Below are 12,560 nucleotides of genomic sequence, written 5' to 3'. Positions count from 1 at the left end.
GTCGGTCCCAGTGGTCTCAGGCATCGCTCAAACCCCAGTGGTCACCGTTTCCGGACCGCCACTCGGTGACATGTTTCGAACAAGTGTGCGATGGCTATTCCGCGGTGGGAGGTGATGCTACATGAGCGAAGACACGCGTCAGGCGCCGAACGAAACGGCGGAAAAGGACCCATCCGAATGGACCACCGGCGATGAGCCGATGACGGGACCACAGCGCAGTTACCTGCACACACTCGCACAGGAGGCCGGCCGGGAAGTCCCCGATGACCTGACCAAAGCCCAGGCGTCCAGCATGATTGATGAATTGCAGCAGATCACCGGCCGCGGGGCGGACTGAGCGCGTCGCACGCCGTTGGCTGAAAGGCCAAGAATCGCGGTGGTATTCGTCGTTCATCAGGACCTCGACGAATTCCATCCGCTCGCCTCGGGGGCGCACGCGGATACTCCCGAGTCGCGCGGCGATCGTTGGTGAAAAGGCCGGCCTGGGCGCCCCGCTGGAGCCCACCCGCCCACGGGCAGGGGAGCGTCTCAGGCCCGCGGACGGCTGGGTCGGCTCGCCACGCGGGTGGTCGAGACCAAATTTCATCACGGTTTCGGTTGAGCAAAGGTATTGCAGCTTACCCGCGAGGCGAGAGTCGATATCGCCTGTTGGACTCTAGTGTTGGCTGCTATGGCCCGACTGAACAATCGCGTGAAGCGCTGGCGCACAGCGCTTCACGTAGCCGTGTCGACATTGATGGTTGCCGCCCTCGGACTCGCCGTCACCCCCGCAGCGCACGCGGCCGCGGCCGCGGCGACGTTCTCGGTGGAACATACGTGGCAGACCGGTTTCATCGCCCGCTTCACCATCACCAACGCGAGTATGGCGCCGCTATCCGATTGGAAGCTTGAATTCGACATGCCGGCGGGACAATCCGTCGTGCACACGTGGAATAGCACCGTCACCCAATCGGGCACGCACTTTGTTCTCGCCCCCGCGAACTGGAATCGCGTCATTGCGCCCGGCGGTTCGGCGACAGGTGGCCTCAGAGGCGTGCTGAGCGGTTCCTACTCGCCACCGGCGAATTGTGTGCTCAACGGGCAATACCCCTGCACCTGACGGCGAAGGCCTACTACGGCTTGATGGCTTGCGCGAACGCCGCCTCCCAGATATCCGCTTAGTAGACGCTAGCGTATATTCTCGCCGCGAAGTATGCATGCGGTAAAATAGTGGACGTAGCCGTCTTCAATTTACGGCGAACGAAGGCATCATGTACACCGCACCATCGCCCTTTGACGAGCCCACGACGCCGATCGACGTTGAAACCTTGCGGGCATGGTGGCAACACCGACGTCCAGACACGCAACCTGTCGAGCGCCGCGCACCAGAGCGTGACTCGTTGATCCCTCGGCGGTAGGAACACTTACCGCGGGCCGGCACCATCGCTCATCACGTCACATATCGATGTCCTATTCCGTCTAGCGAGAAGGGGGGAGAAGCAAGCACTTACGGAAGGACGGCATGATGCCTCGCTCGAGTACGCCGGCGCAGATATACCTGATCACCGTCGCAGCCGCCGTTGGAGCGGTCACCGCGGGGATCGGGGTGTGGTGCCTGGTTGATCCGAATTCCTTCGCCGATGCCGTCGGATTCGGTACGCACCGGCACTTCTTGCATGACGTGGGCGCGTTCCAGGTGGGCCTGGGCGTCACCCTGCTGTTAGCGCTGATCTGGCAGGACGCGCTGGCCACTGCGCTCGCCGGATTTCTTGTCGCGAACACGGTGCATACGGTGAACCATGCTGTCGACCTCGACGTAGGTGGTTCCGTCGGCCAAGCGTGGATTTTGGGTGTGGTGTCGTTTGCGCTGGCGCTTGCGTTCGCGTTGCGGTTACATCAACTCGGCTATGTCTTGGGCTCCGTCGGCACGGCAACCACCTCGACGTTGGCCCCATTCGTGCGCCAGAAGACCATCGCGCTCACCACCTTTCGCAAAGACGGCACTCCGGGTTCCAGTCCGGTCAGCATCGTGGTGGAAGGAGATCGCGCCTACTTTCGAAGTTTCGAACGGGCGGTCAAAGTGCGCCGGATGCGCCGCAACCCAAGCGTCGAATTCGGCCCGGCAACGGCATCGGGCAAGCCGACGGGAGCTGCGCTACCTGGCCACGTCCGTCTGTTGGAGGGGGCGGAATATCTGAAGGCGGCACGTCTGCTGCGGCAGAAATACCCTTTCCTGCATGGTGTGCTCGTGCCATCGGCACACCGGCTCATGCGGTCCAAGTTCGGCCGCACGGTCCACCTGGAGTTGACTCCACTTCCTGAATCTCGGACATCGCCCGTTACCCGCCAGTCAGCCTGATGGCGATGGTGTCCGTTGAATTGACGAGCAGTCAGGTGAGGGTGATGCGCCGTTCACGAAGTGTGACCTCGGATGGGCAGCGCCCAAGATTGAAGTTGCGTGCCCGGCAAAGGACTACCGCACCGAATCCAGCGGTATCGGCGGGCCGACGAGCCGTCGCGGCGGGCGCACGGAAAACGATTGGGACGCTAGGGGTCCGCGGATGGCCGGCGTACCGCGCCAGGCGACGAGGGGGAGTAGTTCGGGCTTGCGGGTCAGGATCTGGCGCAAGGCCACCGTGGTTTCCAGTCTCGCCAGAGCTGCGCCGAGGTAGTAGCGGGCTCCTTAGCCGAATGCCAGGGCTGCGCTCTGGGTGCAGCTGGTCGGGGTGATCGAAGACGGTCGGATCGCGGTTGGCGGCCACGACGATCGCAAGCGCTCGCACGGCAGCCTGTCGATGAACCGAGCGCTGATAGCCGCCGGCCTGGTCGACCGCGTCACGGTTGCGGGTCCATGTGAATCATTGACCAGTCGACCCTGTGACCACTACACCGCTATCGACTTCGTGGACGAACACACAGCTCCGTGCGCTGCGGCGGCGTACAGGCAACCTCACACCACAGGTCGGCGTATTCCGCATCTCGGCTAAGGCTTAAACCTCTTCCCGTTCAATAGATTTCACTTATAAGACGATAAGCAACGCAATATTGACCCGGCGGTTTCGCAGATCCGATAGTGACGACGGGACGAAATTCCCGCCCAGCGACCCGAGACGAGGGATTCATGGCAACCGTTGGTTTGCTCGACCGTTCGCGAATCGTTGCCAACCCCGGATGGAACCGCTGGCTGGTGCCCCCGGCGGCGCTTTCCATCCACTTGGCCATCGGCTCGGTCTACGCCTGGAGCGTATTCAAGATTCCCCTGGAGAAAACCCTGCACATCTCCGGTACCGCCAGCGCGCTGCCCTTCACGGTCGGCATCGTGATGCTGGGTCTTTCGGCGGCAGCGTTGGGCACGCGCGTCGACCACCGCGGCCCCCGCTGGGCGATGTTCGTGGCCACCGCCTGCTTCTGCAGCGGGCTGGTGGTCGCGGCAGCCGGCGTCATGGTGCATCAATACTGGCTTGTTGTGTTCGGTTACGGAGTGGTTGGCGGCGTCGGGCTCGGTATCGGCTACATCTCGCCGGTCTCCACGCTGATCAAGTGGTTCCCAGATCGCCCGGGCATGGCGACCGGCCTGGCAATCATGGGCTTCGGCGGTGGAGCGCTGATCGCATCGCCGTGGACAAGCACCTTGCTCGACGCGTTCGGCCGCACCACTGACGGTGTTGCCAGAACGTTCCTCGTAATGGGCTGCGCCTACGCGGTTTTCATGTCGATGGGCTCGATGCTGGTGCGGGTGCCGGCCCCGGGTTGGACGCCGGACGGCTGGGAACCCACACCCTACAAGCCCAGGACGTTGATCAGCGCCGCCAACGTATCGGCTGCCAACGCGATCAAAACGCCCCAGTTCTGGCTGCTGTGGGTGGTGTTGTGCTTCAACGTGACCGCTGGGATCGGCATCCTCGAAAAGGCTGCACCGATCTATCAGGACTTCTTCCCGACTGTCCCCAAATCGGCTGCGCTGGCGTCGGCCGCCGCCGGGTATGTCGCATTGCTGTCGCTGGCCAATATGTTGGGCCGGATCGGCTGGTCGTCATTGTCAGATCTGCTGGGCCGCAAGAACATGTATCGGTTTTATCTGGGCGGTGGCGCTCTGTTGTACCTGGCCATGGAATTGACGACCAACTCCAATAAGGTGACCTTCCTCGTCTGCACGCTGCTGATTCTGTCGTTCTACGGCGCGGGGTTCTCCACCATCCCGGCCTACCTGCGCGACCTGTTTGGCACGTACGAGGTTGGTGCCATCCACGGCAGACTGCTCACCGCCTGGTCGGTTGCTGGCGTGCTGGGACCACTGATCGTCAACGCGATCGCCGACTCGCAGAAAGCGATGGGAAAACACGGCCCGGATCTTTACGTCGTGTCGTTCGCGGCGATGATCGCCCTGCTACTCGTCGGCGTGGTCTGCAACGAACTGATCAGGCCCGTGGCTACCAAACACCACGAGCTCGCGTTGCCCGAGAACGCCTTACTCGAGCCCACAACCGTCTTCCAACGGCAAACGGAGAAACAACGATGACCGACTCAGATAGCGACCGCCGCGTCCAACCCGCGCTCGTGGCGTTGCCGTGGCTATGGGTCGGCCTCCCGTTCGGGTATGGCGTCGTGGAGCTGGTGACGAAGGCGACCCAGCTGTTCAGCAATTGATGGGCCGCACAGTGGCCGAGGGCAGGGACTACCGCACCGAATCCAGCGGTATCGGCGGGCTGATGAGCCGAAAACTCGATTCATTGCGTTGCATGAACCGGCGCTCGAACATGCCCCTGATCTGCCTGCCGTCCAATTCGCCCGTCAGCTCCAGGTGATCCTTATCTGACTGGGTCGCGCGCAGCAGGACCTGCGCCGAATCGGACTCGCGCGTGCGCAACTCCAGGCGGTCCCCGTTGACCTTGAGCAGCCACGTGGTGGTGTAACCAGCCGGCACCTGGCTGACAAACCTGACCACGCCGATCTCCGGCACCTTGTTGCGGTCGGCGATCGCCACGTTGGCCCACGGCTGCGGGCTCGTCTGGTTCAGCGTTGCTTCGCGTCCGTCGACAGTGAATGACGTTGCGCGCCAGACCCCGTCGAGGGTTGAGGTCGGAGTGTGATAGACGGTGAACAACACGGCACCCCGCGCGGCGGTGAACACCAGCATCATCCCGGCGACGCCGAACTTGGCGGCCACGCCGGTTCGCCGTAGCCAACCTTTGTCCGCGCCGAGCGGTAGCCAGGGCTCGACCGGGCGAGTCTCGCCGCGATTGAACACCACGCGCGCCAGGTTCGACCAGTACGGCACCGTGATACCTACTGCTACCAACAATAATTCGCCGACAGCCAGCTTGACCGGCACATCGTAAGCCATGTTCAGGATGAACACCTGCGCCATGGCCATCACCGACCCGAGCGCCCCCAGCAGCTGCGTACGGTTCCACAGCAGCAGCACTCCCGACACCACTTCCACCAGCCCGGTCGCAACCGAGTACGGCTCAGAGGCCGCCATGAAGCCCCACAGTGTCTCGAACAGGCTGGTATCGCCCACCAACCGCAGCTGGTGATACGGCAGCGCCATGAACCCCATCTGCACGGGAATCACCTTGCCCAGCCCGTAGAGGATCATGACCACCGCTAAGCCGAAGCGCGCGAAGACAATCAGCGATGCGGCCAGACGCCGGTACTCCGAACGCCGCCGATCCATGACCGTCCACACCGCGGCAATTGGCAGTGCCACCACGATCCAACCGAGATGCAAACACCAGAACCACAACAAGTCTGAGCCGGCCGACTTGGTGATCTCGACGCCGCGACCGCGAATCAGGTAGCTGCCGATCTGGGCGAGCAGCCAGATCCCCGATTGGAGTGGATACCGGCCCGCATTGTTGAGCACCACATTGACATCCACTGTGACCAGCAGGATCACACCACCTGTGACCAAAAGCATTCCAGCACCCACGATGAAAAGCAGTCGGAAACCCAACTGCTGAAGCCACGTCCACTGCGGCGCGGCTCCGGCCGGATCGGGTGTTTCAGCGGTCGCAACCGACGAGCGCGCGGCGGTAGTCACGGCAGAGTCCTTTCCAAAGACGGCACGTGATACCGACGATTAGCTCGCCGCGGGCGCATGGAAAACGATTGGGACGCTGAGTGGTCCGCGGATGGCTGGCGTATCGCGCCAGGTGACGGGGTCGAGCAGTTCGGGCTTGCGGGTCAGGACCTGACGCAAGGCCGCCGTGATTTCCAGTCTCGCCAGCGCTGCACCGAGGCAGTAGTGGGCTCCGTAGCCGAATGCCAGGGGCGCGGGCCCGCCGCGGTCTGGGTGCAGCTGGTCGGGGTGATCGAAGACGGTCGGATCGCGGTTGGCGGCCGCGACGATCACAAGGGCCTGCTGGCCGGCCGCGATTACCGAGCCGTCCACGTGCTGGTCCTGGGTGGCGGTGCGGGCGGTGGCTTGTACTGGCCCGTCGAGACGTAGCAGTTCGGTGAGCACCTCCGGGTCGGTTGGGTCGAGGGTGTCAATTTGTCGGTGGCCGTCCGCCATGGGTTCCAAGAGCCGAATCATGGCTGTACCCAACAGGTTTGCGGTGGTCTCGTGGCCAGCGACCGCGATGAGGATTGCAGTGATGACGACGTCGTCGAGCTGCAGTGCTGGGGCGGCGGCGATGAAGCTGAGTAGATCTTCGCCGGGGTGTGCTCGGCGATCCGCGGCTAGTGGCAAGAATTCGGCGACCATTGCCGCAAAGGCCGCCGCGCCGGCGTTGATTTCCTCAGAGTCGGCCAGTGCGCCGAGCATACGGATGATCGCCGGTGACTCTGCGCGTAGCAGTTCGGCCGTGCCGGGATCCAGACCTAACCACTCCGCTGCCACGGTCAGCGGCAGCGGCAGAGCGACCTCGCTCATGAAGTCCAATGGAGCGCCCGCCGTGGGATAGTCGATCACGTTCTGGGCAATGGCCTGGACGCCGTCGGTCAGGCCGGCGATGAAAGCCGGTGTGAACACATCACGCACCGAGTCCCGCAGACGACGGTGGTTGGCCCCGTCGGTGAGCAGCATGGACCGGTCGATCATTTCCGAACCCAAGGCATCTATCGCTGCTCGTGTGTTCGGGTTTGCCCGTGGATCACTGGTCCATCCCGGTTCGCCCAGCACTTGTCGGGCCGCGTGGTAGCCGACTACCAGCCAGGCGTGTGCGGTGTCGTCCCACACCACGTTGCCGTCGCGACGACACCGCTCGTAAAACGGGTAGGGGTCTGCAGGATCCCACGGAAGCCGCGCCGTAGTCGTGGTCTCAGGTGTGTTCATCGGGCATCCAGCCCAAAAGGCAGGCCGCGCTTGCGCACCCACGCGACGTGCTCTTTACCCAGCGGTGTAATCGGCTCGGCCGCACCATCAAGGTCGTCGATCAGGGCGCGAATGTGAACGGTTCCACGCAACGCTGCGCATATTGTGTTGACGCTGAGATTGATCCGGGTCGTGAACACCAAGTCTTGGGGGACCGACATGCGACGGACCAGGTGATCTGGCGACCGGACGTCAATGAACGCACGAATCGCCCGCTGGGCGGTGTCTGGCAAATAGGTGACTGGTTGCGGCGCAAGCAGTTCAAAGAAAATTTCGGCATACCACCGGTACGCCTCCTCGGTGGTAATGGTGGAGTCAATCGTGAAAAACCCGATTGCGATCATCAAGTCGCGTACGTCGTGCTTGCGGCCCTCCGCCATCGCCCGAGCCACCGCGATTACATTGCGGCGTAGCGATTCGGGGAGGACCTTGACGCAGCCAAAGTCAAGGAACCCGACTTGGCCGTCGGGAAGGAACCGGTAGTTGCCCGGATGCGGATCGGCGTGAAATAAGCTCGAGTGCCGATAATTACCCGCAACAAATCGCCAAATCACCTCGCTCCAGGTGTTCTTGAGCCCTTGGTCAGCCTGCTGGGCTGCAGCCCAGTCCATGCCGTCGAGGTAGGACATCGTCAATACCCGATCACCGGACGCCTCGGGAATGACCTCGGGGATGCGGATGAACGGGTGATCGCGGTAGAGCCGGCTGAATGAGGTGATGGTGGCGGCTTCGTGCCGGTAGTCGATTTCCTCGGATATGCGCGCGGCGATCTCCCGCGTCGCCGACCGCAAATCAGGGATGGTGGTACCTGACGTCGAAGCCGCGAATCGATAGAACGTGGTCAACAATTCGGTGTTGGCCAGATCGTCGCGGATCGCTTCTGCCACACCGGGATACTGGATCTTCACGGCGACCTCGCGGCCGTCCGGCAGCACCGCATAGTGGACCTGGCCGATGGAGGCCGCCGCCATAGGCTCATCGCTGAATTTGGCGAACAACTCCTCGACGCTTTGCCCTAAATCGGCCTGCAGGACTTCTCTGGCGAGCTGTGGATCCATCGGTGGCGCATCAGCCTGCAGCCGGGTCAACGCTTTCTGGTAGGGCGACAGTTCGCCATTGCCAACGGCACTGGAGTCAACCATCGAGAAGATTTGCCCGGCCTTCATCAGCACGCCCTTGGAGTGTCCGAGCAGCTGGGCATAACGCTCGGCGGTGCGCTCATGAAAGCGATCCACCGCCCCGGCACTGCCGGCCTTCTCCCGCAGTCCGGCCACAATTCGTCCGCCGGCAGCGCGCGCGGTGAACCCCGCCAGCGGCATGGTGCGCCGGACTCGACCCTGCGGGAGGGGATTTTCCGTGCTCGGCATCAGGATCTCCTAGCAGCGTGTCGACCGGTGCGCTAAAGTAATCTCTGCCTGATATTAAGAGCTCACTTTGGAGTCGTCAATGCCGTCAGCGCCCACACGAGATCGGTTGGTCACCGAGGCCATGCGCCTCTTCGGCGAACAGGGCTTCCAAGCGACAAGCGTCACCCAGATCGAAGCCGCCGCAGGCCTGGCACCGGGCTCTGGAGCGCTCTACCACCACTTCAAGTCCAAGGAAGCGCTCCTCGAGGCAGGCATCGACCGCCAACTCGACCGACGCCGTGCGATGCACGACATCCGCACGCTCTTCGCCGGCCTTGGTGATCTGCGCATCGAACTGACCATGCTCGGCCGCTACGTCCTCACAGTGCTCGACGAAGAAACTCAGCTCCTCCAAATCACCGCGCGCACACCACCAGAGCAATCCCCGCGGCTCAACAGTGCTTACGCCGCTCTTATCGAAGGCCTCTACGCCGAAGTCGCCGACTGGGTCGACGGCTGGGCCCCGAAAGCGAGCCATCAGGACGTTAAGACGATCGCAGCTATCGGCGTAGATGCACTGCTGGGCAAGCAGTCGACAAACACCGTCTTCCGCGTGCCTGCGACGGATACAGACGATGAGCGCTACATCGCCGGGTGGACAGCGATGCTGGCCCGCCACATCGAGTCGCTCAGGACGACGTCCTAACCCCAGCCAGTCTTATGTCGAAACGATGGGCCACTCGTTTGAAGCTGAGTTACATTTTCGCGAGTACACACCTTGGCAGCAGGTTATGTACTTTTAAGTTCGCCGCATATAGACAGCAGGGTGCTCAAATGCTTCCGACACTCGGTTTTTGGCATCTCGACGCCGGATCCAAAAAACCGAAATTCAGTTCGGCATCGCCGATTAGACATCGACGTATCTGCACGTGTTATCCAAGACGCGAGGGGCACCCACATGGCAGACCAAGAACCGAATATCGGGCGTTACCAGGCACGACCCGATTACGAGCTTTACGAGGCGCGTCGTTTACCCAGTCTCTTTGTGTGCAGCGATTGCGGTTCAGTCGTCCATAACATGAAAATCCACGACGCTTGGCATCGCGGGATCGCTGGGCGGCGCTCGCAAGCTACCGATGGTGAGCTCGCCGACAGCCCACCACGATCTGCACGGCGAGCCTGAATAACAAGCGTAGAACCGGCGGGAGAACGGCGGGGGAGCCGTGCCCGGTCCGCGTCGCTGGGCCGAGCGGTGCTCTGGCTCGCCGTCTATGACCGCGGCGTAAGTTCGTTCGGAGCTACGAAGACGCCGACCGCCTGCGCCACTCACGTGGTTCGTCATACGACCCCGCCGGGCGAGGAGGTCATCCGCAACTTGACCCGCAACTACAGCAAGACTGAGAGGAAGCCCATGAGAACGATCGCATACCGCTACCCGGCAGTCGTCGGCCTGGCCGCCGTCGCGCTGATTACCGCCGTCGGCTGCAGTAATGGCAAGAGCGTCGATGCGTCGGCACCGCCTCACGTCGCGGTGAGCGCCACCTCCACGTCCAAATCCCCAGCGCAGCCCACCGAGGTAAAGCTCATCGGGGAGCGCGACATCGAGGTAACTCTCACCGGCCCGATCGCTGCCAAGTACTCGACGGCAACCGAGGACCAGAAGAAGGCTCTCGGCAAGCCGCTGACGGGCGACCGGAACGCGGGAACACGCGACAGCGGCCTGGTATTCCAGCAGTTCCAGGGTGGCGTGATCACCGCCAAGAACGACGAGGCCGGCACGCCCGCATATATCACTTTGGGGAAGATCCGGGAGGCCTGGAATGTCCCACGCGATCCCGATGGCGTGCCTGCGGTCACGGGCACAAACGGTTCGGCAGGTCCGCTGGGCTTTCCCACCAGCGATGTGAACACCGTCAGTGATTTGCTCGTGTCGAATTTCGAGCACGGCAAGATCGAGTTCAATCCGAAGACCGGGCAGGTCGGGGTGACGGTAAATGGCCAAACTGTACCGTCCGGGCTGTAGCCCGAATCAGGCGTTCATCGACCGTGTAGGCGAGTCGCTAGCTTTTCCAGACGACCTTGTCCGTGCCTCCGGCGTCCCGGTAGACGACACTGTCGGGGTTCGTACCGTTGCGCACGTCGAAGTAAATGCGCCCCGTGACGGGGGTGCCCAAGGGGAGGGGCCCCTCAGGAAGGCCGTCGGTCTGGTTGCCCTTCAGCACCGCGAACGTGGAGCTGTTGACGGCCCGGGCGTTGAAGTCGGCAATGTTCGGAGTGGCGTTGCCGCTCACACCTTTGGCCGTGACGTCGGAGTACCACACGCCGTCGTTGTGGCCGCTGGGCTGCAGGTTGCTCACGGTGTAGTCGATAGTGCCACCATTACTGGAAAGCTCGGCCATCTGGCCGAATTGCAGCACTTGCGGATCGGCGAATGCCGGCGTCGCCGCGAGGATTCCGGCTGCCGCCAATACAGCCGTTGCTGCCGTTGTTTTCGATGCAATGTGTGAGAACGCCACGACGGGCTCCCTTCGTGAGGTGCCGGCTATCCAGGAGCGGCAACTTCCTTGAGGTCTATCCAAAGCCCGAAATTTCAAACCCAACGTTTGCTGAATAGCGCTTGCCGATACTGCTCGTTTGTTCCGCTAACCCAGAGAGCCATTCTTGTGTACTTCTGGCATCGCTGAGAAGGGTGCATCACGCGAGATGTACCGCATCCCGCGCATCAGTGAGACGCCCCTCACCGGCAATCGTGGCCGGCGTGGTCATCGTCATCGTCGGGCTGTGCAAAATTGGTCGGCGCCAAACCATGTGGTTCTTTCTCTTTGGCGGCGTCCTTGCCTGGTCGCGGGCACGGTGACTACGGGTCATGATCACCGACTGCTTCGGATTCGGCGGACGCAGCGCGGCGTTGGTATTCGGCGCGCTGTGATCACCCCTTGACCAGTGTGAACTGCCCCAACTCGCTGATTCCCCGGGCGAAGAAGTCGCTGCAGCCCCGCAGATACTTGTTGTACCGCTGGTAGACCTCCTCGGAGGTCGCGGCGACCGCGGCGTCGTGGTGGGCTTCCAGTGCCGAGGCCCACAAGTCGAGCGTGCGGACGTAGTGCTCGTCCAAAAGTTCCTTCTGCTCGACCGCGAACCCCGCGTCCCGCGACAGGTTGACGATGTCCTCGTCGCACGGCACCGACCCGCCCGGGAAGATCTCCTTGGCGATGAACCGCATAAACCGCAGATCGGTCATCGTGATGGGAATGCCCATTTCTGGCCAGCGCTTCAGCGGGTGGCCGAGAATCGCCTGCAACACCATCCGTCCGCCGCTGGGCAGCATCTTGCTGCACGCCTGGAAGAACGGCGCGTACCGCTCCTGGGGAAACGCCTCGATGGCCTCGATGCTGACGATTCGGTCGACGGATTCGTCGAACTGCTCCCAGCCGCGCAACAACACGCGGCGCGAGTGCGCGGAGTCCACCCGATCCAGCAGCTTCTGGGCGAACCTGCACTGGTTCTTGGACAGCGTCAGGCCAACGACGTTGACGTCGTACTTCTCGACTGCACGCTTCATCACCGAGCCCCACCCGCATCCGACGTCGAGCAGCGTCATGCCGGGTTTCAGGTCCAGCTTGCCCAAAGCCAGATCGATCTTGGCGAGCTGCGCTTCCTCCAGCGACATGTCGTCGCGGGCGAAGTACGCGCAGCTATAGGTGCGGGACGGGTCCTGGAAGGTTCCGAAGAAATCGTCGGAGAGGTCGTAGTGCGCCTGAACCTCTTCGAAGTGCGGCTCCATCGCCGTCGCTGATTCTGTCTCGTCCGCCGCTTTCACAGCCGTCTCCACGCCGCTCCGCCATTGCTTAACATGCGCAATAACGCTACGCCATCGGAACCAACCCTGCCTTCACGCAAATGAATTGGCAGACTTC

At 62.6% G+C, this 12,560-nt stretch carries 12 protein-coding genes and 1 pseudogene; 8 read left to right on the top strand and 5 right to left on the bottom strand.

Translation table 11 applies throughout. The annotated features are described in order from the left end of the window. The first annotated feature begins 121 nt into the window (after nt 1-121). From MTY59_RS20460 to MTY59_RS27740, 6 genes and pseudogenes are all read left to right on the top strand, one after another. Entirely contained in the window at nt 122-337 is a 216-nt protein-coding gene (locus tag MTY59_RS20460; RefSeq protein ID WP_221042769.1) for a DUF3072 domain-containing protein, read from the top strand. 333 nt (nt 338-670) lie between these two features. Then, nucleotides 671-1,099, top strand: a complete 429-nt coding sequence (locus MTY59_RS20455; RefSeq protein ID WP_221042768.1) for a cellulose-binding domain-containing protein — start codon at nt 671-673, stop codon at nt 1,097-1,099. Between the two features lie 402 nt (nt 1,100-1,501). After that, nucleotides 1,502-2,338: a PPOX class F420-dependent oxidoreductase gene (locus MTY59_RS20450; RefSeq protein ID WP_221042767.1), complete on the top strand. Its 837-nt coding sequence runs from the start codon at nt 1,502-1,504 to the stop codon at nt 2,336-2,338. Nucleotides 2,339-2,753: 415 nt separating this feature from the next. After that, nucleotides 2,754-2,822: pseudogene (locus MTY59_RS27470) on the top strand (dihydrofolate reductase family protein); the annotation flags it as partial. A gap of 344 nt (nt 2,823-3,166) precedes the next feature. Then, nucleotides 3,167-4,498 (top strand): L-lactate MFS transporter, encoded by a 1,332-nt coding sequence (locus MTY59_RS20445; protein WP_488656273.1) that lies wholly within the window; start codon nt 3,167-3,169, stop codon nt 4,496-4,498. Beyond that, nucleotides 4,495-4,626, top strand: coding sequence for an MFS transporter small subunit (locus MTY59_RS27740; RefSeq protein WP_284145228.1), 132 nt, complete (start codon nt 4,495-4,497; stop codon nt 4,624-4,626). Before MTY59_RS20445 ends, MTY59_RS27740 begins: the two co-directional genes overlap by 4 nt. Before the next feature lie 28 nt (nt 4,627-4,654). Here MTY59_RS27740 and MTY59_RS20440 read toward each other — a convergent pair whose 3' ends face one another. The 3 genes from MTY59_RS20440 to MTY59_RS20430 are packed head-to-tail and all read right to left on the bottom strand — an operon-like array spanning nt 4,655 to nt 8,664. Further along, nucleotides 4,655-6,022 carry a hypothetical protein gene (locus tag MTY59_RS20440; RefSeq protein ID WP_221042765.1) on the bottom strand — a complete coding sequence of 456 codons (1,368 nt, stop codon included), beginning with the start codon at nt 6,020-6,022 and terminating at the stop codon, nt 4,655-4,657. Between the two features lie 39 nt (nt 6,023-6,061). Next, nucleotides 6,062-7,258, bottom strand: coding sequence for a cytochrome P450 (locus MTY59_RS20435; protein WP_221042764.1), 1,197 nt, complete (start codon nt 7,256-7,258; stop codon nt 6,062-6,064). Continuing rightward, nucleotides 7,255-8,664 (bottom strand): ABC1 kinase family protein, encoded by a 1,410-nt coding sequence (locus MTY59_RS20430; RefSeq protein ID WP_221042763.1) that lies wholly within the window; start codon nt 8,662-8,664, stop codon nt 7,255-7,257. The genes MTY59_RS20435 and MTY59_RS20430 overlap by 4 nt, the downstream gene beginning before the upstream one ends. A gap of 79 nt (nt 8,665-8,743) precedes the next feature. Here MTY59_RS20430 and MTY59_RS20425 point away from each other — a divergent pair, with 79 nt between their 5' ends. Beyond that, nucleotides 8,744-9,349: a TetR/AcrR family transcriptional regulator gene (locus MTY59_RS20425; RefSeq protein ID WP_221042762.1), complete on the top strand. Its 606-nt coding sequence runs from the start codon at nt 8,744-8,746 to the stop codon at nt 9,347-9,349. A gap of 705 nt (nt 9,350-10,054) precedes the next feature. Beyond that, nucleotides 10,055-10,666: an LGFP repeat-containing protein gene (locus MTY59_RS20420; RefSeq protein WP_221042761.1), complete on the top strand. Its 612-nt coding sequence runs from the start codon at nt 10,055-10,057 to the stop codon at nt 10,664-10,666. Between the two features lie 37 nt (nt 10,667-10,703). Here MTY59_RS20420 and MTY59_RS20415 read toward each other — a convergent pair whose 3' ends face one another. Both MTY59_RS20415 and MTY59_RS20410 read right to left on the bottom strand, forming a co-directional pair. Next, nucleotides 10,704-11,159: an MPT63 family protein gene (locus MTY59_RS20415; RefSeq protein WP_221042760.1), complete on the bottom strand. Its 456-nt coding sequence runs from the start codon at nt 11,157-11,159 to the stop codon at nt 10,704-10,706. Nucleotides 11,160-11,572: 413 nt separating this feature from the next. Beyond that, complete coding sequence (locus MTY59_RS20410; RefSeq protein WP_221046553.1) at nt 11,573-12,427, bottom strand: cyclopropane mycolic acid synthase family methyltransferase; 855 nt, start codon at nt 12,425-12,427, stop codon at nt 11,573-11,575. Nucleotides 12,428-12,560 lie beyond the last annotated feature (133 nt).

This window comes from Mycobacterium senriense (assembly GCF_019668465.1).
Lineage (GTDB): Bacteria > Actinomycetota > Actinomycetes > Mycobacteriales > Mycobacteriaceae > Mycobacterium > Mycobacterium senriense.
The sequence above is the reverse complement of the archived record's forward strand: the minus strand, read 5'-3'. Positions and strand labels throughout refer to the sequence as shown.

Coding starts and splice junctions, on each gene's coding strand:
- MTY59_RS20425 (WP_221042762.1), top strand. CDS start 8,744: ATGCCGTCAGCGCCCACACGAGATCGGTTGGTCACCGAGGCCATGCGC.
- MTY59_RS20450 (WP_221042767.1), top strand. CDS start 1,502: ATGATGCCTCGCTCGAGTACGCCGGCGCAGATATACCTGATCACCGTC.
- MTY59_RS20430 (WP_221042763.1), bottom strand. CDS start 8,664: ATGCCGAGCACGGAAAATCCCCTCCCGCAGGGTCGAGTCCGGCGCACC.
- MTY59_RS20460 (WP_221042769.1), top strand. CDS start 122: ATGAGCGAAGACACGCGTCAGGCGCCGAACGAAACGGCGGAAAAGGAC.
- MTY59_RS20420 (WP_221042761.1), top strand. CDS start 10,055: ATGAGAACGATCGCATACCGCTACCCGGCAGTCGTCGGCCTGGCCGCC.
- MTY59_RS27740 (WP_284145228.1), top strand. CDS start 4,495: ATGACCGACTCAGATAGCGACCGCCGCGTCCAACCCGCGCTCGTGGCG.
- MTY59_RS20435 (WP_221042764.1), bottom strand. CDS start 7,258: ATGAACACACCTGAGACCACGACTACGGCGCGGCTTCCGTGGGATCCT.
- MTY59_RS20455 (WP_221042768.1), top strand. CDS start 671: ATGGCCCGACTGAACAATCGCGTGAAGCGCTGGCGCACAGCGCTTCAC.
- MTY59_RS20410 (WP_221046553.1), bottom strand. CDS start 12,427: ATGGAGCCGCACTTCGAAGAGGTTCAGGCGCACTACGACCTCTCCGAC.